A 21,630-nucleotide genomic window follows, 5' to 3' on the forward strand; every position below is an offset into this window, starting at 1 on the left:
CTCAGGCGCGCAGGGCGTTGATGAGCTCCTGCTCGTCGTCGTGGGACAGGTTGGTCTGCAGGACCGTCGGGGACAGCGGCTTGAAGGCCTCCACGGCGCGGTCCCTGGTGGCCTCGTCGGCCAGCAGGAACACGGCCGCGCGGTCCTGTTCGAGCTCGGCGCCGATCTTCTTGATCATGTCGTCGTCGACGCCGATGTCGGTGAGCTTGCCCGCGACGGCGCCCGAGGCCGCGCCGACCGCCAGGCCGAGGACGGGGTTGAGGAAGAGCAGGCCGATGAGCGTGCCCCAGAAGGCGCCGCCGAGGGCGCCGCGGCCGGTCAGGTTCACGGTCTGGTGGATGCGCGGACGCCCCTTGGCGTCCTTGTAGACGTAGGCGGCGTCCTCCAGGCGCAGGAGTTCCTGCTTACCGAGGTCGGCGGCGATGTCCAGAGCCCTCTCCGCGGTGTCGCGGTCGGCCACCCCGAGGACGATCAGCTGAGCCATGGGTGTGTTCCCCCCGTCATGGTGCCGGACCCGCTCCGGGCCCGATCGGCGGGAGGCTGCCCCGGATCGTCTCCCAGCAGACCCATGTCCGGGGCGGCGTCGCGCAAAGCCGCGGTGCGGTGGACCGGCCAGGCCGCCCGCGGTCACCAGTCGCGCCAGAGCCCCGCCAGGTCGCCGGGGTCGAATCCGCGGCGCGCGGCCAGACCCGTGACGTCCACGCCGTGCGCCTCCAGGACCGCCTCGATGTACTCGCACAGCTCCTCGCGCTCGGTGGTCTCGATGATGCCGTGCTCCTCGTCGGCCGCGTTGAGCCCGGTCACCGCGCGTTCGGCGACGGCGAGCACGGCGTCGTCTCCGGGCGCCGCACCGTCGGCGACCAGGGCGGCGGCCTCGGTCTCGTAGGCCACCAGCACGGCGTCGATCGCCTCGACCGCGGCCTCCGGCCACAGGTGCTCGGCCCAGTTCTCCTCGCGCGTGCCGGCGGCCACCTGGGCGGCCATGTCCTTCTTGGTCTCGCGCCAGGCGAGGGAGGGTCGCGTCATCATGGTCGGCACGTTACGGCCTCGCGAGGACAGAACCGGGCCACCGGCGGTCGCTCGCCCCGTTCAGTCCTGATCGGCGTCGAAGCGCTCGCGGGCGCGGTCGACGTCGGGCAGGTTGGCGGCGCTCCACTTCAGCAGGGCGTCGATGAGGTCCTGGAGTGTCGTGCCGAGCGCCGTGATCCGGTACTCGACGGCGACGGGCCGCGTGTTGACGACCACGCGCTCGACCATCCCGTTGCGCTCCAGTCGGCGCAGGGTGGCCGTGAGCGACTTCTGCGTGACGGCGGGGATCGCGCGTCGCAGGTCGTTGAAGCGGCAGGGCCGCCCGCACAGCCGGTCGAGCACCTGGAGCGACCACTTGTCGAGCAACTGGTCGAGGAGCTCGCGCTGCGGTGCGGTGATCTGGGAGTGGCCGCTCTCGGCCTGGTCGGTATCGCGCATGAAACCTGGTCTCGTTGAAGTTCCCTCAAGGTACCAAGTAGACATTGGATACCACACACCCGGTGCTCGAAAGGGACCTCCGATGGCCGTACGACTCCTGACCCCCGAGGGCATGTTCCAGCCCGTCCCCTACCACCACGTCTCGATCGGCACCGGCACCCGCCAGGTGCACGTCGCCGGCCAGATCGCGCGGGACGCCGACGGCAGGCCCGTCGCGACCGGCGACCTCACCGGCCAGGTCCGGCAGGCCCTGCGCAACACCGCCCGCGGCCTGGCCGGAGCCGGAGCGGACTTCTCCGATGTCGTGCGCCTGCGGTTCTTCGTCACGGGCTGGAACCCCCACATGGCGGACGCCTTCATGGCGGGCATCGAGGGCGTCTCCGACGAGCTGGGGCTGCCGCGGCCGCTCCCGCCGGTGTCGCTCATCGGCGTCGACTACCTCTTCGAGCCCGACGTGCTCGTGGAGGTCGAGGCGTTCGCGACCCTGGACTGACCGGCGCCCCACCCCGCGCCCCGACCGGAACCCGACCGGAACCCGTCGATCGGCCCCGCGCTTCGGCGCGGGGCCCTGGGCGCGGGGGCGCCCTCCCCGCCGGGGCCCCGAGTCAGGTGCGACGGGCCAGGCGCAGCCGCGTGAGGTAGGGGACGCGCACGACTCCGTCGGGGAAGTGCCGCTCCGCCAGCTCTGTGAGGGCGGCCCGTGTGCGCTCCGGGCCGATGGCGCGAACCACGGCCGCCATCTTGGTGGAGGACAGGGCCATCCCGAGGTAGCCGTCGAGGTCGAGTTCGCGCACCCAGCGGCCGGTGCTCTCGGTGGCCTCGGCCAGCCCCTCCTGGGCCGCCAGCTCGCCGAGCGTGTCGAAGTCGCGGTAGTCGCGCCGGTAGCCCTCGCCGTACTCCTCCAGCAGGGTCTCGTGCGCGTCGGCGAAGGCGCTCGCGGTCCAGTCGCGGTCGTTGCTGAGGACGGCGACGGTGCCGCCGGGGGCGAGCACGCGGACCGCCTCGGCGTAGAAGGAGGGGCGGTCGAACCAGTGGACGGCCTGCGCGGCGAGCACGAGCACGGCCGAGCCGTCGGCGAAGGGCAGGTCCTCGGCGCGGCCGTCGGTGAACTCCACGCCGCCGGGGCCGGCGGCGGCCGTGTCGCGCATCGCGTGGCCCGGCTCCACGCCGACCACCCGGGGCCCCGGCCCGAAGACCTCGCGGACGGCGCGCGTGGAGATCCCCGTCCCCGCGCCGACGTCGAGCAGCAGCCAGGGCTCGGGCCGGTCGGCGCGGCTCGCGCCCGCGACGTGCTCGCGCAGCCGGTCCAGGAGAGGGGCGGGGTAGCCGGGCCGGAAGCGCCGGTAGTTCTCCGTCAGCCGGTCGAAGTCCTGGGTACGGTCGCCCACGCTGCTCCCCTCCGTCGTCGGTCGCGGCGTCAGCGAGACTATCCGGTCGGCACCTCCGTCCCCGGGCGGGCGGGCTTGTGCGCGTTCCTGCGGTACTCCGAGGGACTGACGCCGGTGTGGGCCTTGAACGCGGTGCTGAACGCGAACGCGCTGCCGTAGCCGACCCGCGCGGCGACGGCCTCCAGGCCGAGGTCGGGGCGGGCCGAGAGCAGGTCGCCGGCGGTGGTCAGCCGCCACGTGCGCAGGTAGGCCATGGGCGGAGTGCCCACCGCCCGCTGGAAGCGGTCCGCCAGGGTGGAGCGCGAGACCGCGCAGGCGCGGGCGAGCGACGCCAGGGTCCAGGGCCGCTCGGGGCTCTCGTGGACCAGTTCCAGGGCCCGCGCCACGACGTCGTCGCCCCGGGCGCTGAGCCAGCTGGGCTGCGCGCGGGGGTGCTCCTCCAGCCAGGCGCGCACGGACATCACCAGCAGGCAGTCCAGGAGGCGGTCGTTGAGACTGGCCTGGGCGACCCCGGCGGTGGTGATCCCGCGGACCAGCAGGTCGACCAGGGCCGGGTCGACGCTGCCCGCGCGCAGGACCGCCAGGGACGGGAGCGCGGACAGCGCCAGCCGCCCGACCTCGCTGTCGTCCTCGTAGGCGCCGATGACCAGGGAGTAGGCGCCCTCGGAGTCGTTGCCCCATGTCCCCACGCCGTGGGACATGCTCACGTGGAGTTCGCGGCCGTCGTCGGCGACACAGCGCTGACCGGGGTGGACGGTGATCGTGGGAGCGCGGCCGGGCCGGTCGGACAGCACGTAGGGGTCGGGCCCGCGGGTGAGGAGGACGTCCCCGGGATCGAGCGCGGCCTCCTGGTCCCCGGAGCGCACCCAGACCCGACCGGAGGTGACCACGGCCAGTCCCAGGGCGGAGCCGTCACGGAGGTCGATCGACCAGGGCGGGCTCATGACGACGCGCAGCGTGAAGGCCCCCCGGGCCCGGGGCCCGTCGAGCAGGTGTGTGAGTGGGTCCATGACGGCACTCTACGTCTGGACGCTCTCTTATGCCATCCAGTTGATGAATCATGGTGCGTCCAGGAAAAGTGGGCTGTACTGAGGACATGACCAACACACGCATCCTCGTCACCGGCGGCACCGGCATGACCGGCCGCCGCGTCACCCGCCTCCTGGCCGAGCGCGGCGCCGACGTCCGCGTCGGCTCCCGTTCGGGAACCCCGCCCTTCGAGTGGCACGCCCCCGAGACCTGGGACGCCGTCCTGGACGGTGTCGACGGCGTCTACCTCTGCTACCACCCCGACCTGGCCTTCCCTGGCGCCGCCGAGACGGTCTCGGCGTTCGCCGCCCGCGCCGCCGAGCGCGGCGTCACCCGGATGGCGCTGCTGTCCGGGCGCGGCGAGGACGGCGCCGAGCGCGCGGAGCAGGCCGTGCGCACCGTGTTCCCGGGCCTGACCGTGCTGCGCTGCGCGATGTTCGCGCAGAACTTCTCCGAGCACTTCCTCGTGGACTCGGTTCGCGGGGGCACCATCGCGCTGCCCGTCGCCGACGTGCCCGAGCCCTTCGTGGACCTGGACGACGTCGCCGAGGTCGCGGCCCGCGCCCTCACCGAGGACGGGCACGCGGGAGAGCTCTACGAGCTGACCGGACCGCGCGCGCTGACCTTCGCCGAGGCCGGGACGCTGCTGGGCGCGGCGGTCGGGCATCCGGTCGCCTACGTGCCCGTGACTCCGAAGGAGTTCGTGGACGGAGCCGTCCAGGAGGGCGTCCCCGCCGAGGTGGCCCAGGGGCTGGCGGGCCTGTTCACCGAGATCCTGGACGGCCGCAACGTCAAGCCGGTCGACGGCGTGGAGCGGGCGCTGGGCCGCCCGGCGGGCGACTTCGGCGGCTACGTCACGCGCGCCGCGACGGCGGGCGCCTGGTCCTAGCCTGGCGGCGGGCGCGACACGGGCCCGGGTCGGGTGCGGGGTGACGGGTTCCCGGCCCGTCGCGTCCGTAGGCTCGAAGCCGCCGGTGGTCCCCGGGCCGCCGGCGGCCGTACGACCAGCACCGAGGAGGCCGCCCGTGACCGACCACGAGCGCGACCGGCACCACACGGCCCAGGGGGATCGCACCCGGCGCAGGATCATCGACGCCGCCACCGAGCTGTTCTCGCGCTGCGGCTACTGGGGCGTGTCCCTGGGCGACGTCGCCCAACGCGCCGGGCTCTCGCACGCGGGGGTGCTCCACCACTTCCCGAGCCGGGAGGCCGTGCTCCTGCACGTGCTCAGCCGACGGGACGAGGTGGACGCGCCCCTGCTCACGGCGCCGGGCCTGGGCCACCGCGAGCTGGTGGACAACGTCGTGCGCATGGTGGAGCGCAACGCGGCCGATCCGGGCCTGGTCTCGCTGCACGCGACCCTGGCCGCGGAGGCCACCGATCCCGCCCACCCCGCGCACGAGTACTTCGTCGGCCGGTACCGGACCCTGCGCGAGCACCTCGTCCCCGCCCTGGCCGACCTGGTGGGAGAGCGCGGCGGTCCGGAACCGGAAATCGCCGCCCAACAGCTCGTGGCGCTCACCGACGGGCTCCAGGTCCAGTGGCTCCTGGACCCGGGCGCCGTCGACATGCGCGCCGCGGTGGTGTCGTTCCTGCACACCCTGGGGATCGCGACCGAGGCGCCGCCCGGCCCTGGGACCGGGGGCGGGAGCACCGGGAGCACCGGGAGCACCGGGAGCACGGGGGGCGGACCGCACGAGGGCGTGGCCGACGTCCGCCGCGACGGCACATCCGAGCCGTAGGCGCCCGCAGGGGCTCGGTCGGGAACCGGCCCGGGGCGCGTGTGCGGGCCCGTCCTAGAGTGAAGGGACCTGCCGCCGAGCCCCGCCGAGAGAGCACCGTGTCCGTCGCCGAGAGATTCCAAAGCGTCTTCGTGGCCCTGGCCGCCGTCGTCGGCCTGGCCGTCGGGACGCTGTGGCCGGTCGGCGGGGTCGCCGGCCATCTGGTCCTGCCCGCGCTGGTCCTGATGCTGGTGGCGGTGTTCGTGCAGGTGGACGCCGCTCAGGTGCGCCGGGCCCGGGGCGCGACGACCGTGGTGGCCGCCAGCCTGGTCCTCAACTTCGTCTTCACCCCTCTGCTGGCCTGGGCGCTGGGGGCCGGTCTGCTGGGCGGCGCGCCGGATCTGCGGATCGGGCTGCTGTTGCTGCTGGTCACACCGTGCACCGACTGGTACCTGGTGTTCACGGGACTCGCGCGCGGGCACATGGGCGTCGCGGCGGCCGTGCTGCCGATCAACCTGGTGCTCCAGTTGGCGCTGCTGCCCGTGTACGTGCTGCTCCTGGGCGGCGAGGCGGCCGGTGTGGGCACCGGGACGCTGGTCGAGGCCGTTCTGCTGGTGCTGGTGGTGCCCCTGGTGGCGGCCGTGGTCCTTCGGTGGGCCTCGGGCCGATGGAGGGGTGCGGCCTGGCGCGACCGGATGGTCGTCGCCCCGGCCGGACGGGCGGTCCTGCCGCTGCTCTACCTCGCGGTGCTGGCGATGTTCGCCTCCCAGGCCCGGACGGTGGCCGCGCACCTGGGCGAGCTGGCGGTGCTGCTGGTGCCCCTGGCGGTCTTCTTCACGGTGATGCCGGCGGTGGCCGTACTCGTCGCGCGGCTCCTGCGCCTGCCCACCGACCAGCGGGCCTCGCTGGCCATGACCACGGTGGCGCGCAACTCACCGGTCGCGCTGGGCATCGCGGTCGCGGCCTTCCCCGACCGGCCGCTGATCGCGGTGGCCCTGGTGGTCGGCCCACTGGTGGAACTGCCGGTCCTGGCGGTGCTCAGTCAGCTGGTCCGGGTGCGAGTTCCCCGCGAGCCCGACGGCGTTTCCGGCCGGCCCTGAACCGCCGGCGCACCGGAGCGGGCGGGAGCACCGGCCGATCTCACGGACGCGGCTCGTGGGACCCGTCGGGCCCCACGAGGAGCCTCCATGAGAAGGAACCGCTCCGAGTGTGCTCGGCCCGGCGGCTCCGGGCCGCCCGAAGTCTCAGGCGAGGTGTGCGGCCAGGGCGCCCTTGTGGCGCTGGAGTTCGTCGATGCGCGCGTCGAGCTCGGCGAGTTCGCGCCGGATGGTGCCGACCAGGCTCGGGCACATCTCCAGATCGAGCGGGGCGTCCTCCCCGCTGCGCGCGCACGGCAGGAGCGCGGCGATCACCTGGGTGGTGAGGCCCATGTCGAGCATGGCGCGGATGTGGCGGACGGTGCGCACGGCCTCGGGGTCGTAGACGCGGTACCCGTTGGCCGAGCGGGTCGAGTCGAGCAGCCCCTGCTCCTCGTAGTAGCGCAGCAGTCGACGGCTCACGCCGGTCCGCTCCGACAGCTCGCCGATCAGCATGCCGTGGCCCACCTCACCCTTGTCCCGCACTTGACCCTCACACCGGTGTGAGTGCCTAACGTCGCCGCATGGTCGAACATTTCACACACACAGTCAAGGGTTCCGGCCCCGGTCTCCTCCTCGCGCACGGCGGAGGCGGCGGCGCGGAGGCGAACTTCGGCCCCCTCATGGCGGACCTCACGCGGACCCACACCGTGGTCGCCCCGGACCTGCCGGGGTCGGGCGCCACCCCGCGCAGCGCCGTCCCGCTGGACCTGGACACGGTCGCCGACACCCTGGTGGCCACGGCCGTGGACGCCGGGGTGGAACGCTTCACCATCCTGGGCTACTCGCTCGGCACCGGGATCGCCGTGCGCGCCGCCACCCGGCACCCCGACCGGGTGACCGGACTCGTCCTCACGGCCGGGTTCGCACGGATGAACAACCGGATGCGGCTGGCGGTGCGCGTGTGGCGGGACCTGCTCGACGGCGACCGCGAGCTGCTCGCCCGTTTCCTGACCCTCATGGCCGCGGGCGACCCCGCCCTGGAGGGGTTGAGCCCGGCGGAGCTGGCGGACTCGGTGGCCGGGCTGGCCGAGTTCGTTCCCGAGGGGACACCGGAGCAGGTGCGCCTGGTGGAGCGGGTCGACACCACCGCCGAACTCGCGGGGATCGGCGTGCCGACGCTGGTGGTCGCCGCGACCCTGGACCGGCTCGCCTCGCCGGAGCTCTCCCGTGAGCTGGCCGCCGGCATCCCGGGCGCGGAACTGGTCGAGATCGAGTCGGGCCACCTGGTCGCCGCGGAGGCGCCCGAGCCGTGGGGCGCGGCCGTACGCGAGTTCCTGGACCGCCACCGCTGAGCGGCGCGGGTGTCCCGCCCTCCGGCGGGACACCCGGAGGCCGGCCGCATGAACCACCGCGGGCCTGGACTCGGCCGGGAGGCCCGGAGCCACCGCCCGGGACGCACCGGCGCTCTGGGCTCAGGCAGGACTCCTCGGCCTCCACCCGGCGAGCCGCAGCACCCTGCTTCAGCGGGACTCCCGGCGCCCCTCCCCCAGGCTCTCCCGGTCGGCGGTGGCGCCGCTCCGACCAGCCGCGAGGACGCCCCGGCCGGCCTGGACCGCGGACCACAGCGCCACGGCCCCGGCGCCCGCGAGCAGGAGAGCGGAGAAGATCCACTCGCGGGAGCCGTCCGGGCCGTAGACGCGGGTGTCCGACCCGGCGTCCACGGCGGCGATCTCCGCGCCCACCTCGCAGGTGTCGCGGCCCGCCCCGTGCAGGGTCACCTCGCGGTCGGGGCCGCCCCCGGCGCCGGCGAACGTGCCGTCGCAGCCGCACGACTCGTGACCGGGGTGCTGGACACAGCTGAGCGCGATCGCGGTGAACACGCCCGGTGTGCCCTCACCGCGAGCGGCGCGCAGCCCTTGGTCGAGTCCGGCGAATCCCACGTAGGCGACGGCTCCGGCGAGGACCAGCAGGGCCAGGGCGAACGAAGGGAACGTGCGCTTGGCGCTCATCGGCGCACCTCCGCGGTCCGCTCGGCCGGACCACCAGGCTCCCCGGCGGCCTCCTGCGACCCGCCGGGCGCGCGCAGGGCGAGCAGCACCGCGACCCCGCACAGGACGGCGGCCAGCACCCACAGCGGCCCGTAGCCCCCGGTGACGTCGCGGACCAGGCCGCCGAACACCGCCATCGCCCCGGCTCCGACCTGGTGCAGGGCGTTGACCCAGCCGAAGACGATCGCACCGTCCGCGCCGAACACGCGTCGGCACAGCAGGATCACCGGCGGCACGGTCGCCACGTCCAGCAGGCCGAACACCACGACGAACGCGATCATCGCCGGGCCCGCCTGCGGACCGAAGAGCGTCGGCAGCAGCGCGAGCAGCACGGCCCGGCCCCCGAAGTAGGCCGCCAGCAGCACCCGCGGGTCGAAGCGGTCCGTGAGCCAGCCGGAGGCCACCGTCCCGACCAGGGAGAACACCCCGATCGTGGACACCAGGGCGGCGGCGGCCGTGACCGCCATCCCGTGGTCGCGGGCGGCGGGCACGAAGTGCGTCCACAGGATGCCGTTCGTGGTCGCCCCGCAGATCGCGAACACCCCCGCGAGCAGCCAGAACTCCCTCCGGCGCACCGACCGGGCGAGCACGCGCACGGTCCGGCGGGCGGCGCCCTCCCGCACCCGCGGCCGGGGGACGTCCGCCCGGGCCCCATAGGGCCGCAGCCCCACGTCCGCCGGATGGTCGCGCAGCACCAGGACGACCAGCACCGCCACCACCGCCGCCGCCAGGGCCAGGGTCACGACCGCCGGGCGCCAGCCCTGGGTGTCGGTGACCCACGCCAGCGCGGGCAGGAACACCAGCTGCCCGAACGCGCTCGACCCGGTCAGCGCCCCGATCACCAGGCCCCTCCGCCGGACGAACCAGCGGTGGGCGACGGTCGCGGCGAAGGTCATCGCGAGCGATCCGGTGCCCGCGCCGATCAGCACGCCCCAGTAGAGGGTGAGCTGCCAGGCCTGGTCCATGACCGTGGTCAGGGCCGCTCCGGCCATGACGGCCAGCAGCGCGACGACGGCGATCCGCCGCAGCCCGAAGCGGTCCATCAGGGCGGCCGCGAACGGAGCGACCAGCCCGTAGACGACCATGTTGACCGAGGCGGCGGCTCCGATCGAGGTCCGTGACCACTGGTACTCGGCGTGCAGGGGGTCGACGAGCAGGCCGGGCATCCCGGCGAACGCGGCGGCGGCGACGATGGCCAGGCCGGCCACGAGCGCGACCGGCCAGGCCCGGTGGAGGAGCGGAGTGCGTGTCTGGTGCTTCATGGGACCAGCTTCGGGCGCTCAGCTCCGCCCCGACAGTGACCCGAAGGCCAACATGCGCAAGAATCGGGTCATGTCCGTGTTCACGCATCCCGACCGCCACAGCGTCGCCGTCCTCGTCCGGGACGGGGTCCTGCCCATCGAGGCGGGGATCGTCCACCGCCTGTTCGGGCAGGCCCGCGACTCCTCCGGCGCCTTTCTCTACGAGGTCGCCACCTGCGCACTCGCACCGGGCGAGGTCCGCACCGACACCGATTTCAGCCTCAACGTCGCGCACGGCCCCGAGGCGTTCGACGACGCACGGACCGTGGTCGTGCCCGCCGCCGACGCCGACTACGGCGACCGGCCGCACTCCCCGATCGATCCCGTGCTCGCGGCGGCGCTCGACCGGATCCGCCCGGACGCGCGGGTGGCCTCGATCTGCACCGGGGCGTTCGTCCTGGCCGCCGCCGGGATCCTGGTCGGCTGCCGGGTGACCACGCACTGGCGCTCGGTCGGGATCTTCCGTGCCCTGTACCCGCACATCGACCTCGACCCGGACGTGCTCTACACCGACAACGGGCGCGTGCTCACGGCCGCCGGGGTCGCGTCCGGCATCGATCTGTGCCTGCACATGATCCGCGCCGACCACGGCGCCGCGGTCGCGGGCGAGGTGGCGCGCGGGACGGTCGTACCGCCGCACCGCGACGGCGGACAGGCCCAGTACGTGCGCCGTCCGGTGCCCGAGCCCGAGCGCTCCGGCACCGCGCGCGCCCGCGCCTGGGCGCTGGAGCACCTGGACCGCCAGCCGAGCCTGCGGGCGATGGCTGACCTGGAGTCGGTGAGCGTGCGCACGTTCACCCGGCGGTTCCGGGACGAGATGGGGGTCTCCCCGGGGCAGTGGATCGCCCAGCGGCGGCTGGACCGGGCCCGCCAGCTGCTGGAGGAGACGGCGCTGCCGGTGGACCGCATCGCCCACGACGCGGGGTTCGGCACCGCGGCCTCCCTGCGCCAGCACATGCAGGCCGAGCTCGGCGTCTCCCCGAGCGCGTACCGGCGTACCTTCCGCGGCCCGGCGGCGAGCCCGCGTACGGGCCTGCCCGCCGCCTGACCGGGGCCGGGCGGCCCCTACTCGACGGCGGCGCCGGCGCGGTCGCGGTGGAAGGACCAGGCGTCGGCGACGATGTCGCGCAGGGACGAGCGCTCGGGGCGCCAGCCGAGCACCGCTCCCGCGCGGTCGGCGGAGGCCACCAGCACCGCCGGGTCACCGGGGCGGCGGGGCGAGGCCACCGCCGGAATGGCGTGGCCGGTCACCTCACGGCACACCTCCACCACCTCGCGGACCGAGAAGCCCGCACCGTTGCCCAGGTTGAACACGTCGTGCCGCCCCGCCCGGGCCCTGCCGAGGGCGAGCAGGTGGGCGCGCGCCAGGTCGGCCACGTGGATGTAGTCGCGCACGCAGGTGCCGTCCGGCGTGGGGTAGTCCTCCCCGAACACCGACACCGACTCCCGTTCGCCCAGCGCCACCTTGAGCACGTTGGGGACCAGGTGGGTCTCCACCGTGTGCCGCTCCCCCAGCCCCTGGTAGGCGCCCGCGACGTTGAAGTACCGCAGGCTCACCGCCGCGATGCCGTGCAGGCGCGCGTGCTCGGTCAGGGCGGTGTCGATCGCGGCCTTGGTGGCGCCGTAGGGGTTGGTCGGGCGCACCGGCGCGTCCTCGGTGATGGGCACCGACTCCGGTTCCCCGTAGACGGCGGCGGTGGAGGAGAACACCAGGCGCCCCGTCCCGGTGGCGCGCATCGCCTCCAGCAGGGCGAGCGAGGTCCCCACGTTCCCGCTCCAGTACAGGCCCGGGTGCGCGACCGACTCCGAGACCACGGACTTGGCCGCGAAGTGCAGGACCGCGTCGAACCCCTCCCGCAGGACCTCCGCGGCGCGCTCGCGCACCGTGCCCTGGACGAAGGCCGCACCGGGGTGCACGGCGTCGGCGTGCCCGGTGGAGAGGTCGTCCAGCACGGTGACCGTGTGGCCCTCCTCCACGAGCATCGCCGTGACGACGCCGCCGATGTATCCGGCGCCGCCAGTGACCAGAACCCGCATATCACCCTCCGAGTCGGTGCAGTTCCCGCGTTTCCCCACAGAACATACGAAATCAAACATCAAGTCAACAGGATCAGTCTATTTCCAACAGAACCCTGTCGCAGGGTGGACGGAGCACCAGGCGGGTAACGGTCACTCGACGACCGTCCCGCCCCGCCCTCATCCCGGAGCCCCCCGTGAAGCTGTACGCCGAGCGTCCCGTGCGCGCCTGCCTCCAACTGCTGTCCGATCTGCTGGCCCTGGCCTGGGCCGTCCTGTGGATCTCCACCGCGCTGTCGCTGCGCGAGGCCGTCTCCCGCCTGGACCGGCCCGGCGAGCTCCTCGCGAGCGCGGGTGCGGGCGTGTCCGAGCACATGGCCACCGCGGCCGAGGCCGCCGAGCGCGTCCCCCTGGCCGGTGACGCCCTCGCGGCCCCCTTCGCCAGCGTGGGCGGGGCCGGGGAGTCGCTGACCTCCGCCGGGACGTCCTTCCAGGCGTCGGTGGCCGACCTGGCCCTGTACCTGCCCCTGGTCACCGCGGTGATCCCGCTGGCCCTGCTGGCCGCCACGTGGCTTCCGGCCCGGGTCCGCTGGATGCGCCAGGCCACCGCCGTGCGGAGCATGCGCGCCATGAGCCCCGAGGCCGGGTCCCGCCTGCTGGCGCTGCGCGCCCTGACGTCCGTCTCGCCGACCCGGCTGATGGGCGTCCACGAGGACCCGGTCGGCGCCTGGCACGCGGACGACCCCGAGGCGACCCGCGTGCTCGCCGCACTGGAGCTGCGCAGGCTCGGCCTGCGCTCGACCTGACGGCCCGTCGCGCCCACGCGCGTGCGCCGGTTCGTCCACAGGGGTCCCGACGGTCCTCGCGATCGTCGGACCCCCTTCCTAAGCTGGAGACCGCGCCTACCCGTGGAGCACACATGCACCTGTCCGCTCTCCTCGACTTCGACGTCGTCCCCCTCGACACCGACGACGCCGTGTCCGTCCTGATCGACATCACGGCCCCCGAACGCGAGGCCGACTCCGAGCGGCCGCCCGCCACTCTGCAGATCGTGCTGGACCGCAGCGGCTCGATGGGCGGCGGCCGACTCGCCGGCGCGGTCACCGCCCTGGTCGGCCTGGTGGACCGGCTCGCCCCTTCCGACCACTTCGGCCTGGTCTCCTTCGACACCCAGGCCGTGGTGGAGGTGCCCACCGGGCCGCTCACCGACAAGGAGGCCGTGCGCCGCCGCATCCGGGGCCTGGTGCCGGGCGGCGGCACCGACCTGTCCTCCGGACTGCTCCGGGGGATCCAGGAGGCCCGCAGGGCGGGCGGCGCGCAGGGCGCCACCCTGCTGCTGATCTCCGACGGGCACGCCAACCACGGGGTCACCGACCACGACCTGCTCCACCAGGTCACCGCCGACGCCTACGGCCACGGCGTGACCACCACGACGCTCGGCTACGGGCTCGGCTACGACGAGGCGCTGCTCGGCGCGGTCGCCGACGGCGGAGCGGGCAGCGCACTGTTCGCCGAGGACCCCGACACCGCGGGCGGGCTCATCGCCCAGGAGGCGGAGTACCTGCTGGCCAAGTCGGCCCAGGCGGCGTCCCTGCGGGTCCCGCCCGGCCCGTACGTCAAGGAGGTCTCGGTGGTCGGCGAGATGCCGTCCTCCAGACTGCCCGACGGCTCGCTCATGGTGGAGCTCGGCGACTTCTTCTCCGGGGAGACCCGCCGCCTGCTGCTGCGCGTGGAGGTCCCGGGGATGGCGGCGCTGGGAACGGTCACCGTGACCACCCTCGACGTCACCTACGTCGATCCGACCACGATGACGACCTACACCGCGACGCTGCCGATCACCGTGAACGTGGTGCCCGGTGACGAGGCACGCGACCGCTCGCCCCGGCCGGAGGTGCGCACGGAGGAGGCCCTGCAACGGGCGCAGACCGCCAAGCGGGAGGCGAGCGAGGCACTGCGGCGCGGCGACCGGAACGCGGCAGCGGAGATCCTGGACCGCGCGCGGGGCGACCTGCCCCGGCCGTCGAGCGTCCCGGGCGCGGCGTCGGCGGACCTGGCGGCGCAGGAGGAGGAACTGGGCCGGATGTCGGCGCTGGCGCGCACCGACGACGCCTCGCGCACCTCCAAGTCGCTGTACTCCAGCCAGTCCGGGTACTCGCGCAAGCGGGGCCGGCACCAATCGCGGCCAGGGTCGGAGACGCCGCGGCCCGGAGAGGGAACCCCGCCGCGGCCCGGCGGCGAGATCAGCGGCCACCAGACCGGGGGCGACCTGTACCACCCCGACCCGGAATCACCCCGGTCCCGGCGCAGGCCGCCGCAGGACCCGGGGCAGGAGGACTGAGACGTCCGGTCCCCGCCGCGTCGTGCGGCGGGGACCGGAGCCCGTCGGTACGGGGGCGGGCGCGAGGCGGACCCTGGCCGGACCGGTGCCCGGCGGTCGGGGGAGGGCGGGCACAGGACGGACCCTGGCCGCGTACGGGCGAGCGGGCGTGCGATCAGGCCTGGGCGAGGACCTCGTTCACCGCGATCGGCAGCTTCTCCTCCAGGAAGGCGGCCATGTCCTCCTCCTGGCGCAGAATTCCGGTCAGCTTCAGCGCGATCTCCTCCTCGCCCAGGACGCGGGCGGAGTGGATCAGGGCCCTGTAGCACGCGATCTCGAACTGTTCGGTGGCGAAGTCGGCCAGGGCGTTCTTGACCATGGTGTCCTTCGCGGGCTTGGTCACCACGCCCTGCATGGCTCCGAGGACGTCGGCGAAGGTGTTCTTGGCCACGGAGGGAGAGCCGCCGAGCGACTCGATGCACCCGCGCACCGTCTCCGCCTGTCCCCGCGTCTCCTCGATGTGCCGCACAATGCGCTCGTGCACGTCGGGATGGTCCTTCGCGTCCTTGGCGTGGCGCTCCAGGACGTCCTCCAGTGCCTTCTCCATCGCGTACGCGTCGTTGAGCCAGATGATGAGCTGTTCGCGACTGCTCACGTAGATCCCCCAATTCGGCTTCGCTGTGCACCTCCCGCGCTTCGGGGCACGGGACGTGCCTTGGTGCGACGCGCTACCCGGACGAGTGGGAGGCAAACGACCGCCAGCTCCACAGGGGTGCGCCGGTCGCTCGCGCGGGCGGCCCGGAGGGCACCACGGACCCCTCAGGCCGATCCGCGCAGCCGCTCCAGGCCGTCGAGGATGAGGTCGAGACCGAACTCGAAGCCGCCGCCCTGGTCCTTCGACTCCACGTGGTACCGGATGTGCGCGGCCAGGTCCGGATAGGTCTCGACCGGGAAGGAGCGCAGGACGCGCTCGCCCGCCTCCTCCATCTCGTCGGGGTCCAGGGGAAAGCCCAGCGCCTGCAGGGCGTGGCCGACCAGGTGGTCCTCGATGGTGTGGAAGGCCCGGTCGAGCAGTCCGGGGGTGAAGTCCGCGGCCCGCAGCGACCGCAGCGCGACGTCCATGTAGCGCATCCGCCGCGGTCCCGGGTTGAGGCTCGACGTCCACAGTGACGCCGCCCAGGGGTGGCGCATCAGCGCCTCGTGGGCCGAGATCGCACGCCTGCGCGCCTGGTCCCGCCAACCGGTGTCCCCTTCGGGCAACTCGATCTCGCCGACGACCCGGTCGAGCATCCCGTCGAGGAGGTCGGTCTTGCCGTCGACGTGGTTGTACAACGACATGGCCTCCACCCCGAGTTCGCGTCCGAGCCGGCGCATCGACAGGGCTCCGATGCCCTCGGCGTCGGCCAGGGCGACGCCGGCGTCGAGGACGCGGTCGCGGGTCAGCGGCGCGCGGCGGGCCTGGGGCGGATCGTTGCGCGTCGGCACCGGGACATCGACCTCCTCTTGACGGGCAGCGCAGCGGAGTCTACCTTACGGAGTAAGTATTTACGGTGTAAGTAGAGGAATGGAGCGTCATGAAGGCGATCACGCAGAGCCGCTACGGCGAGCCCCATGACGTTCTGGAACTCCGCGACGTGGACCGCCCCGAGCCCGCGGACCACGAGGTCCTGGTGCGCGTGCACGCTTCGTCGGTCAACCCGGCGGACCGGTTCGAGCTCCTCGGTCTCCCGTACGTGCTCCGGCTCCTGTTCGGCCTGGCCCGGCCCAAGGCCGCGATCAGGGGCAAGGACGTGGCCGGAACCGTCGAGGCGGTGGGCGCCCGGGTCACCCGGTGGCGACCGGGCACCGCCGTGTTCGGCGAACTGTCCGCCGGCGCCTACGCCGAGTTCGTCGTGGCCGGGGAGGACGTGTTGGCGGCCGCGCCGGCCGGACTCGGCCTCGCGGAGGCGGCGGCCGTGCCACTGGCGGGAGTCACGGCGCTCCAGGGCCTGCGCGACGCCGGGGGCGTGCGCCCCGGCCACCGGGTCCTGGTCAACGGCGCGTCCGGAGGCGTGGGGACGTTCGCGGTCCAGATCGCCAAGGCACTCGGGGCGCACGTGACGGGCGTGTGCAGCGGCCCCGCCGTCGATCTGGTGACCTCGATCGGCGCCGACGAGGTCGTCGACTACACGCGTGAGGACTGCACCCGGTCGGCCGCGCGCTACGACGTCGTCTTCGACCTCGTGGGCAGTCACCCGCCGGCGGCCTACCGCCGGGTGCTGCACCGGGGCGGCGTCTACGTCGCCGCCACCGGCATGCCCGGAGGCAGCCTGCTCGGACCGCTCCCCTTCCTCCTGCGCGTGGTGCTCGCCTCCCTGCGCGGCGGGCCGAGGATGAAGCCCTTCGCGGCCAAGCCGGGCCCCGACGCCCTGGCCGCCCTCGCCGAGTTGATCGAGTCGGGCCGGGTGCGGCCGGTCATCGACCGGACCTACGCGCTGGCGGACGCCGCCGCGGCGCTCGCCCGCCAGGGCCAGGGGCACGCGAGGGGCAAGACGGTGGTGACGGTGGCGGAGACCGCGTCCCCGACCGACTCCTGACCACCTCCGGCCCGCCCGATCACAGGCCGAAGATCGGTGCGGCCCTGTTGCTATCCGGCCATGCCCACGGAGGCCAGGAGCGCCGCCCACTCACCAGCGGGAACGTCCAGGTGTCCCAAGCTTCGGTACTGGGTGTCCCGAACTCCGATTACCGGCCCTTCGGCGACCTCCACGCAGTTCTCGGAACCAGCGCTGTAGGTGGCCTTGTGCCACGAACATTCACTCGGCATTCTCGTACTCCTTCATCACCTCGCAGGGGACTCCAAGCACACACTGCCCATGCCCAGTGAGACAGCCCCTACCCGGCGAGGCCAACAGCGTTCACCAGCGCGGCCCACTCGCCAGCAGGAAGATCCAGACGTCCTCGGTCCCGGTACTGGGTGTCACGAACCCCGGTCACCGGGCCTTCGGCGACCTCCACGCAGTTGTCCGTTCCCGCACTGTAGGTGGCCTTGTGCCACGAACGCTCACTGGGCATTCTCGTACTCCTTCATCACCTCGCGCAGGAACCGCACCGACTCCCGCTCGGGGCGTGCATTGGCCTGCAATCGTGCGAACAGCATGCCATACCGACGTACTGTGGACGGATCGTCGAACGACTGACCGAGATACACGGACTCAGCATGGAAGACATCGGGTGCCGTTCCGGACGACAGCAACATCATGGGTCCGTTCAGACCAGCATGAGGCCGACTGTCCCAAGGAAAGAACTGCAGAACGATGCGTCCTGACTCCGCCAGTTCGCACAGGTACTGACACTGTTCAAACATCACCAGGGGATCAGCGACCGGACGCTTGACGACCATGTCGTCCAGTACCACGTTGAGGTACGGAAGGCTCGATTTCACGATGGCATTGGATCGCCCCATCCGAGTCTTGGCCCGCTCTTCGACCTCCTGCGTCGTGAGCCAGGGACCTCCAGCCGCTATAACCGCAGCCGCATAACGTGGCTTCTGCAGCAACCCCGGCACCAACGAGTTGTGGTATTCACGGATGATTTCGGCTTCGGCCTGGAGATGGTGCAGTTTGTCCAACCAGTCGAGCGCCTGCGGTGCGTAGAGCTCTCCGTACAGCCGCACGAGCCGCCCACCCGCCTGAAGCTCCTCATCGATCCCGGCCACCGAAACCTCGGCCAGACGCCGGTATCCACACTCGATATGGGAGATGTGCCCCTTACTGCACCCCAGAAAGCGCGCCAGGGTGGTTTGCGTCCTTCCTACCCTTTTCCTTGCTCTCGCCAGCGCCTGACCGAACCGGATGTCGGATACGTCCCGTTCACCATCTAGAACCATGCACCAAGGAAACCACCCCGGCTACAGGAAGTCTACCGAAAGTATCCAGAAGTATAACTGCAGTATCCACTAGTGGCCGGTGAATGCGCCGACCTTTAATACCCATCTCTCAGCTGGAACCTTGAAGTCATGCAAGCCGAACGGCTGAGTCCTGACCGATTCATCAGGGGCGGAGCCTGCCGGTGACGATCTTCGGCGTGGGCCGGGCGGCCACCGGCCTCCGAGCCACCCGAGACCAGCGAGAGGAACCAGAGCCGTGCGAATGCCCAGTGACATACCGAGCCGGGGGCGGGCAGCGAACGACCGTCCCACCCCCCTCCCCCGGCGGCCACGCCGGGCGGCCCGAGTGCGCAGCTACGCGCCCGGACCGTGCGCGTCCCCGTTTCCGGCGTGCGTGCTGAGTGCGGTCCTCGGCGGTCTGCTGAGGATGGGAGTGGACCGGTGATCCGCGTGTGCGACATCCGCGAACTGTCCACCCTGGCCGAACTGGGCACGTGGGCCGCCGAACACCGCGCGCGGATCCGCTATCTCGGCGCCGATCTGGAGAACCGCCCCGTCTACGGCGCCACGCGCGGGCACCTCACCCGGCTGGCCCGGGACTCCGGTCCCGACCTCCACCGGCGTCCGATCGTGTGGCGCTCCCCGCTGGAGAACCCGGAGGCGCTCCCGTGAGTGAGCACCCGGACGGATCCGGCGACACAGAAGCAACTGTGCTCTCTCCCGAAGCGCTCGCGGACGCGGTCGGCCTCGCCCTGGTCGCGCCGCCCGCGCCGGACACCGATGACGACCTCGTCCTCCGGCTGCGGGCCCTCCTGCGCGCGGCCCTACACGACTGATCCACCCCAGGACAGCCGGGCCCGGAGCGTTCCCCGGTTCCGTGCCCGGCGAACGGACAACGGAGAACGGCGATGGACGGCGCGGTCCCGTGCCCCAGCCCCGCAGGTCACGACTACCTCCCCGACCAACCGCCCGTGCGGCACGGCACGGCACCACCGCGACGGCCACGTGCCGGTACTGCGGGCACACGATCACCGCCACCCGGCCGAACGCCCGCCGACGAAGCACCGCTCCCCTGCCTGCGTCCACCACGCACCGAATTCCGGCCCCGCTCAGGGCACCTGGTAGGCGCTGTCCCGGACGTCGGTGATGGCCATGTGCCCGGGGGCGTGGCCGATCGCGAACTCCGGCGCCGAGGCCGCCACCGCGGCCTGCGGGGTGACGCCGCACGCCCAGAACACCGGGATCTCGCCGGGCCGCACCTCGACCCGGTCCCCGTGGTCCGGGGCGTCCAGGTCGGCGATCCCCAGGGCCGCCGGATCGCCCACATGCACCGGGGCGCCGTGCACCGCCGGATAGCGCGAGGTGACGCGCACGGCGTCGGCGACCCGGTCGGCCGGGACCGGCCGCATCGAGACCACCAGCGGTCCCTGGAAGCGCCCGGCCGGGCGGCACGGCCGGTCGGTGACGTACATGGCCACGTTGGTCCCCGCCTCCAGGTGGCGGACCGGGATCCCCGCCTCCAGCAGCGGCGCCTCGAACGTGAAACTACAGCCGAGGAGGAAGGCCACCAGGTCCTCGCGCCACAGGTCGGCCACCTCCGAGCGCTCCTCCACCAGCTCGCCGTGCCGGTAGACCCGGTAGGCGGGCAGGTCGGTACGCAGGTCGCCCGCGAAGACGGAGGCACTGGTCTGCCCCGGCTCCGTCACGTCCAGGACCGGACAGGGTTTGGGGTTGCGCTGAGCGAACAGCAGGAAGTCGAACGCCGCCTCGCGGGGCAGGGCGATGAGGTTGGCCTGCGCGTAGCCCGCGCTGTACCCGGAGGTGGGCGCCCGCAGTCCGTCGCGGAACAGCGCGCGGGCCCGAGCGGGGCTCAGCTGGGCCGGGGTGGTCATCTCGTCCTCCAGTGGTCGCTCACGGGCGGGGCCGGTCGGTGAAGCGGATTCGGGTGCCGGGCCGCGCCTGGGCCGCCCGGGGCAGGTCCGCGGAGCGCACCACCGCGACCACCGGGTAGCCGCCGGTCACGGGGTGGTCGGCCAGGAACAGCACCGGCTCCCCGCCGGGCGGCACCTGGAGGGACCCCGCCACCATCCCCTCGCTGGGCAGTTCGCCCGTGGTGGCGCGTTCCAGGGCCGGCCCGGACAGCCGGGCGCCCACCCGGTCGCTGCGCGAGGTCACCTCGTACTCCCCGGACAGCAGCGTGCCCAGGGCGCGGGCGGTGAACCAGTCCTGCCGGGGCCCCAGGTCCACGCCCAGGGTGACGCGGTCCCCGCCCACCGTGGCGGTGCACGCGTGGTCCACGACCGGGAAGTCCTTCGGCGCCGGTCCGATCGGGAGCACCGCGCCCGGCACGGGCATGTCGGGGCCCAGCCCCGCCAGCACGTCGGTGCTGCGCGATCCCAGGACCGGGCGCACGGCCACGCCTCCGCGCACGGCCAGGTAGGAGCGCAGGCCCCGGTCCGGCAGGCCCATGGCCAGTTCCGCCCCGTCGGGCAGGTGCAGCACGGTGTCCGTGGCGGCGCCGCGGCCGTCGACGCTCAGCGGAACCGGCGCGCCGGTGACCGCGACCGTGACCGGGCCCCGGGCGCGGACCCGCAGGCCGCCCATGGTGGTCTCCAGGGCCGCCGCGCCGGGCGGGTTGGCGAGCAGCCGGTTGGCCAGGGCGAAGGAGTGGGCGTCGGCCGCGCCGGAGCGGCCCACCCCCAGGTCGGCGTGTCCGAAACGGCCGGCGTCCTGCACCGTGGTCATCGGTCCGGCGGCGATGACCTCCAGTCCCCCGCGCACGCTCATGAGGCCTCCGTGAACCGCACGCGCACACCCGGGCGCAGCAGTCCGGGAGGGTCGCGGTCCAGGTCCCAGATCCGCGCCTCGGTCCGGCCGAGCAGCTGCCAGCCGCCGGGCGAGCTGCGCGGGTACACGCCGGTGAACTCCCCCGCCAGGGCGACCGACCCTGCGGGCACCCGCGTCCGGGCCTCACCGCGCCGGGGCACGTTCAGGCGGGGGTCGTCGCCGACCATGTAGCCGAACCCGGGGGCGAAACCGCAGAAGGCGACGGTCCAGCGGGCCGCGGTGTGGGCGGCCACGACCCCGCGCGGGGTCAGTCCGGTCAGCTCGGCGACGTCGGCGAGGTCGGCCCCGTCGTAGTGCACGGGAATGGTGACGGTCTCCCCGCCTGACCCGTGCGCGCCCGGGGCGACCGGCAGCTCGGTGACGGCCGCGGCGACCCGGTCGGTATCGGTCCCCGGTTCCACGCGCAGCAGGACCGTGCGGGCGGCCGGGACCACGTCGGTCACCCCGGGCGGCGGCCGCTCGGCCAGGGCGGCACGCAGCGCGACGACCTCGGCCAGGTCGGCCACCTCCACGAGCACACCGGTGTCGGCGCACTTCAGCACGCGCACG

The 21,630-nt window shown here is 73.5% G+C and carries 28 protein-coding genes; 11 read left to right on the top strand and 17 right to left on the bottom strand.

From position 1 onward, the window contains the following. Position 1: 1 nt before the first annotated feature. The 3 genes from DFP74_RS03455 to DFP74_RS03465 form a co-directional block, all read right to left on the bottom strand. Positions 2 to 484, bottom strand: a complete 483-nt coding sequence (locus DFP74_RS03455; RefSeq protein ID WP_121180366.1) for a DUF1269 domain-containing protein — start codon at positions 482 to 484, stop codon at positions 2 to 4. Positions 485 to 627: 143 nt separating this feature from the next. Then, a complete protein-coding gene (locus DFP74_RS03460; RefSeq protein WP_121180367.1) occupies positions 628 to 1,029 on the bottom strand; it encodes a hypothetical protein in 402 nt (133 codons plus the stop codon). A 60-nt stretch (positions 1,030 to 1,089) separates the two neighbouring features. Beyond that, a complete protein-coding gene (locus DFP74_RS03465) occupies positions 1,090 to 1,467 on the bottom strand; it encodes a helix-turn-helix domain-containing protein (RefSeq protein WP_121180368.1) in 378 nt (125 codons plus the stop codon). A gap of 82 nt (positions 1,468 to 1,549) precedes the next feature. Between DFP74_RS03465 and DFP74_RS03470 the strand changes: the two genes are divergently transcribed. Further along, positions 1,550 to 1,960, top strand: a complete 411-nt coding sequence (locus DFP74_RS03470) for a RidA family protein (RefSeq protein ID WP_121180369.1) — start codon at positions 1,550 to 1,552, stop codon at positions 1,958 to 1,960. A 112-nt stretch (positions 1,961 to 2,072) separates the two neighbouring features. On the opposite strand, the gene DFP74_RS03475 is transcribed toward DFP74_RS03470, so the two are convergent. Together DFP74_RS03475 and DFP74_RS03480 are read right to left on the bottom strand one after the other, a co-directional pair. Beyond that, entirely contained in the window at positions 2,073 to 2,855 is a 783-nt protein-coding gene (locus DFP74_RS03475) for a class I SAM-dependent methyltransferase (protein WP_121180370.1), read from the bottom strand. Between the two features lie 38 nt (positions 2,856 to 2,893). Then, a complete protein-coding gene (locus DFP74_RS03480) occupies positions 2,894 to 3,865 on the bottom strand; it encodes an AraC family transcriptional regulator (protein WP_121180371.1) in 972 nt (323 codons plus the stop codon). 86 nt (positions 3,866 to 3,951) lie between these two features. Between DFP74_RS03480 and DFP74_RS03485 the strand changes: the two genes are divergently transcribed. The 3 genes from DFP74_RS03485 to DFP74_RS03495 all read left to right on the top strand — a co-directional run bounded on the left by DFP74_RS03485 (position 3,952) and on the right by DFP74_RS03495 (position 6,705). After that, the gene (locus DFP74_RS03485; protein ID WP_199725468.1) at positions 3,952 to 4,773 is read left to right on the top strand and encodes an NAD-dependent epimerase/dehydratase family protein; all 822 of its coding nucleotides are present in this window, start codon (positions 3,952 to 3,954) and stop codon (positions 4,771 to 4,773) included. Positions 4,774 to 4,909: 136 nt separating this feature from the next. Then, a complete protein-coding gene (locus DFP74_RS03490) occupies positions 4,910 to 5,626 on the top strand; it encodes a TetR/AcrR family transcriptional regulator (RefSeq protein WP_121180373.1) in 717 nt (238 codons plus the stop codon). Between the two features lie 98 nt (positions 5,627 to 5,724). Then, positions 5,725 to 6,705 (top strand): arsenic resistance protein, encoded by a 981-nt coding sequence (locus DFP74_RS03495; protein ID WP_121180374.1) that lies wholly within the window; start codon positions 5,725 to 5,727, stop codon positions 6,703 to 6,705. Between the two features lie 144 nt (positions 6,706 to 6,849). On the opposite strand, the gene DFP74_RS03500 is transcribed toward DFP74_RS03495, so the two are convergent. Continuing rightward, a complete protein-coding gene (locus tag DFP74_RS03500; RefSeq protein WP_121188009.1) occupies positions 6,850 to 7,197 on the bottom strand; it encodes a MerR family transcriptional regulator in 348 nt (115 codons plus the stop codon). A 68-nt stretch (positions 7,198 to 7,265) separates the two neighbouring features. Between DFP74_RS03500 and DFP74_RS03505 the strand changes: the two genes are divergently transcribed. Next, positions 7,266 to 8,036 carry an alpha/beta fold hydrolase gene (locus DFP74_RS03505; RefSeq protein ID WP_121180375.1) on the top strand — a complete coding sequence of 257 codons (771 nt, stop codon included), beginning with the start codon at positions 7,266 to 7,268 and terminating at the stop codon, positions 8,034 to 8,036. 168 nt (positions 8,037 to 8,204) lie between these two features. Here DFP74_RS03505 and DFP74_RS03510 read toward each other — a convergent pair whose 3' ends face one another. Beyond that, positions 8,205 to 8,693, bottom strand: a complete 489-nt coding sequence (locus DFP74_RS03510) for a hypothetical protein (protein WP_233570791.1) — start codon at positions 8,691 to 8,693, stop codon at positions 8,205 to 8,207. Then, complete coding sequence (locus tag DFP74_RS03515) at positions 8,690 to 9,994, bottom strand: MFS transporter (RefSeq protein WP_121180376.1); 1,305 nt, start codon at positions 9,992 to 9,994, stop codon at positions 8,690 to 8,692. Before DFP74_RS03515 ends, DFP74_RS03510 begins: the two co-directional genes overlap by 4 nt. A 70-nt stretch (positions 9,995 to 10,064) precedes the next feature. On the opposite strand from DFP74_RS03515, the gene DFP74_RS03520 reads away from it, so the two are divergent. Then, on the top strand, positions 10,065 to 11,081 hold the full coding sequence (locus DFP74_RS03520; protein WP_121180377.1) for a GlxA family transcriptional regulator: 1,017 nt from the start codon (positions 10,065 to 10,067) through the stop codon (positions 11,079 to 11,081). Positions 11,082 to 11,098: 17 nt separating this feature from the next. Here DFP74_RS03520 and galE read toward each other — a convergent pair whose 3' ends face one another. Continuing rightward, positions 11,099 to 12,070, bottom strand: a complete 972-nt coding sequence (gene galE / locus DFP74_RS03525) for a UDP-glucose 4-epimerase GalE (protein WP_121180378.1) — start codon at positions 12,068 to 12,070, stop codon at positions 11,099 to 11,101. A gap of 176 nt (positions 12,071 to 12,246) precedes the next feature. Between galE and DFP74_RS03530 the strand changes: the two genes are divergently transcribed. Both DFP74_RS03530 and DFP74_RS03535 read left to right on the top strand, forming a co-directional pair. Beyond that, positions 12,247 to 12,855, top strand: a complete 609-nt coding sequence (locus tag DFP74_RS03530; RefSeq protein WP_121180379.1) for a hypothetical protein — start codon at positions 12,247 to 12,249, stop codon at positions 12,853 to 12,855. Between the two features lie 113 nt (positions 12,856 to 12,968). Continuing rightward, positions 12,969 to 14,387, top strand: a complete 1,419-nt coding sequence (locus DFP74_RS03535; protein ID WP_121180380.1) for a VWA domain-containing protein — start codon at positions 12,969 to 12,971, stop codon at positions 14,385 to 14,387. A gap of 154 nt (positions 14,388 to 14,541) precedes the next feature. Here the strand turns inward: DFP74_RS03535 and DFP74_RS03540 are convergent, their stop codons facing one another. Together DFP74_RS03540 and DFP74_RS03545 are read right to left on the bottom strand one after the other, a co-directional pair. Next, entirely contained in the window at positions 14,542 to 15,021 is a 480-nt protein-coding gene (locus DFP74_RS03540; protein ID WP_121180381.1) for a ferritin-like domain-containing protein, read from the bottom strand. Positions 15,022 to 15,185: 164 nt separating this feature from the next. After that, positions 15,186 to 15,851 (bottom strand): TetR/AcrR family transcriptional regulator C-terminal domain-containing protein, encoded by a 666-nt coding sequence (locus DFP74_RS03545; RefSeq protein WP_233570792.1) that lies wholly within the window; start codon positions 15,849 to 15,851, stop codon positions 15,186 to 15,188. 89 nt (positions 15,852 to 15,940) lie between these two features. Between DFP74_RS03545 and DFP74_RS03550 the strand changes: the two genes are divergently transcribed. After that, positions 15,941 to 16,942 carry an NAD(P)-dependent alcohol dehydrogenase gene (locus DFP74_RS03550; RefSeq protein WP_121180382.1) on the top strand — a complete coding sequence of 334 codons (1,002 nt, stop codon included), beginning with the start codon at positions 15,941 to 15,943 and terminating at the stop codon, positions 16,940 to 16,942. A 50-nt stretch (positions 16,943 to 16,992) separates the two neighbouring features. On the opposite strand, the gene DFP74_RS03555 is transcribed toward DFP74_RS03550, so the two are convergent. The 3 genes from DFP74_RS03555 to DFP74_RS03565 form a co-directional block, all read right to left on the bottom strand. Next, entirely contained in the window at positions 16,993 to 17,172 is a 180-nt protein-coding gene (locus tag DFP74_RS03555) for a DUF397 domain-containing protein (protein ID WP_121180383.1), read from the bottom strand. Positions 17,173 to 17,240: 68 nt separating this feature from the next. Then, positions 17,241 to 17,420 carry a DUF397 domain-containing protein gene (locus DFP74_RS03560; protein ID WP_121180384.1) on the bottom strand — a complete coding sequence of 60 codons (180 nt, stop codon included), beginning with the start codon at positions 17,418 to 17,420 and terminating at the stop codon, positions 17,241 to 17,243. After that, on the bottom strand, positions 17,410 to 18,234 hold the full coding sequence (locus DFP74_RS03565) for a helix-turn-helix transcriptional regulator (RefSeq protein WP_121180385.1): 825 nt from the start codon (positions 18,232 to 18,234) through the stop codon (positions 17,410 to 17,412). The genes DFP74_RS03560 and DFP74_RS03565 overlap by 11 nt, the downstream gene beginning before the upstream one ends. A gap of 441 nt (positions 18,235 to 18,675) precedes the next feature. Between DFP74_RS03565 and DFP74_RS03570 the strand changes: the two genes are divergently transcribed. Continuing rightward, complete coding sequence (locus DFP74_RS03570; protein WP_121180386.1) at positions 18,676 to 18,906, top strand: hypothetical protein; 231 nt, start codon at positions 18,676 to 18,678, stop codon at positions 18,904 to 18,906. Continuing rightward, positions 18,903 to 19,070, top strand: a complete 168-nt coding sequence (locus DFP74_RS33440) for a hypothetical protein (RefSeq protein WP_158612962.1) — start codon at positions 18,903 to 18,905, stop codon at positions 19,068 to 19,070. The genes DFP74_RS03570 and DFP74_RS33440 overlap by 4 nt, the downstream gene beginning before the upstream one ends. Before the next feature lie 273 nt (positions 19,071 to 19,343). On the opposite strand, the gene DFP74_RS03575 is transcribed toward DFP74_RS33440, so the two are convergent. Genes DFP74_RS03575 through DFP74_RS03585 form a run of 3 tightly spaced genes read right to left on the bottom strand, consistent with a single transcriptional unit; the run spans position 19,344 to position 21,629 of the window. Beyond that, entirely contained in the window at positions 19,344 to 20,126 is a 783-nt protein-coding gene (locus DFP74_RS03575; RefSeq protein WP_121180387.1) for a putative hydro-lyase, read from the bottom strand. 19 nt (positions 20,127 to 20,145) lie between these two features. Next, on the bottom strand, positions 20,146 to 21,021 hold the full coding sequence (locus DFP74_RS03580) for a biotin-dependent carboxyltransferase family protein (RefSeq protein ID WP_199725469.1): 876 nt from the start codon (positions 21,019 to 21,021) through the stop codon (positions 20,146 to 20,148). Beyond that, on the bottom strand, positions 21,018 to 21,629 hold the full coding sequence (locus DFP74_RS03585; RefSeq protein ID WP_121180389.1) for an allophanate hydrolase subunit 1: 612 nt from the start codon (positions 21,627 to 21,629) through the stop codon (positions 21,018 to 21,020). Before DFP74_RS03585 ends, DFP74_RS03580 begins: the two co-directional genes overlap by 4 nt. Position 21,630 lies beyond the last annotated feature (1 nt).

Origin of the sequence: Nocardiopsis sp. Huas11 (assembly GCF_003634495.1) — a bacterium.
Taxonomy (GTDB): domain Bacteria; phylum Actinomycetota; class Actinomycetes; order Streptosporangiales; family Streptosporangiaceae; genus Nocardiopsis.

Bases quoted from the DNA above. Each gene is read 5' to 3' on its own strand.
- DFP74_RS03460 (WP_121180367.1), bottom strand. From the start codon at position 1,029: ATGATGACGCGACCCTCCCTCGCCTGGCGCGAGACCAAGAAGGACATG.
- DFP74_RS03550 (WP_121180382.1), top strand. From the start codon at position 15,941: ATGAAGGCGATCACGCAGAGCCGCTACGGCGAGCCCCATGACGTTCTG.
- DFP74_RS03485 (WP_199725468.1), top strand. From the start codon at position 3,952: ATGACCAACACACGCATCCTCGTCACCGGCGGCACCGGCATGACCGGC.
- DFP74_RS03470 (WP_121180369.1), top strand. From the start codon at position 1,550: ATGGCCGTACGACTCCTGACCCCCGAGGGCATGTTCCAGCCCGTCCCC.
- DFP74_RS03560 (WP_121180384.1), bottom strand. From the start codon at position 17,420: ATGCCCAGTGAGCGTTCGTGGCACAAGGCCACCTACAGTGCGGGAACG.
- DFP74_RS03510 (WP_233570791.1), bottom strand. From the start codon at position 8,693: ATGAGCGCCAAGCGCACGTTCCCTTCGTTCGCCCTGGCCCTGCTGGTC.
- DFP74_RS03480 (WP_121180371.1), bottom strand. From the start codon at position 3,865: ATGGACCCACTCACACACCTGCTCGACGGGCCCCGGGCCCGGGGGGCC.
- DFP74_RS03565 (WP_121180385.1), bottom strand. From the start codon at position 18,234: ATGGTTCTAGATGGTGAACGGGACGTATCCGACATCCGGTTCGGTCAG.
- DFP74_RS03455 (WP_121180366.1), bottom strand. From the start codon at position 484: ATGGCTCAGCTGATCGTCCTCGGGGTGGCCGACCGCGACACCGCGGAG.
- DFP74_RS03580 (WP_199725469.1), bottom strand. From the start codon at position 21,021: ATGAGCGTGCGCGGGGGACTGGAGGTCATCGCCGCCGGACCGATGACC.
- DFP74_RS03535 (WP_121180380.1), top strand. From the start codon at position 12,969: ATGCACCTGTCCGCTCTCCTCGACTTCGACGTCGTCCCCCTCGACACC.
- DFP74_RS03500 (WP_121188009.1), bottom strand. From the start codon at position 7,197: ATGCTGATCGGCGAGCTGTCGGAGCGGACCGGCGTGAGCCGTCGACTG.
- DFP74_RS03555 (WP_121180383.1), bottom strand. From the start codon at position 17,172: ATGCCGAGTGAATGTTCGTGGCACAAGGCCACCTACAGCGCTGGTTCC.
- DFP74_RS03520 (WP_121180377.1), top strand. From the start codon at position 10,065: ATGTCCGTGTTCACGCATCCCGACCGCCACAGCGTCGCCGTCCTCGTC.
- DFP74_RS03465 (WP_121180368.1), bottom strand. From the start codon at position 1,467: ATGCGCGATACCGACCAGGCCGAGAGCGGCCACTCCCAGATCACCGCA.
- DFP74_RS03575 (WP_121180387.1), bottom strand. From the start codon at position 20,126: ATGACCACCCCGGCCCAGCTGAGCCCCGCTCGGGCCCGCGCGCTGTTC.
- galE (WP_121180378.1), bottom strand. From the start codon at position 12,070: ATGCGGGTTCTGGTCACTGGCGGCGCCGGATACATCGGCGGCGTCGTC.
- DFP74_RS03505 (WP_121180375.1), top strand. From the start codon at position 7,266: ATGGTCGAACATTTCACACACACAGTCAAGGGTTCCGGCCCCGGTCTC.
- DFP74_RS03515 (WP_121180376.1), bottom strand. From the start codon at position 9,994: ATGAAGCACCAGACACGCACTCCGCTCCTCCACCGGGCCTGGCCGGTC.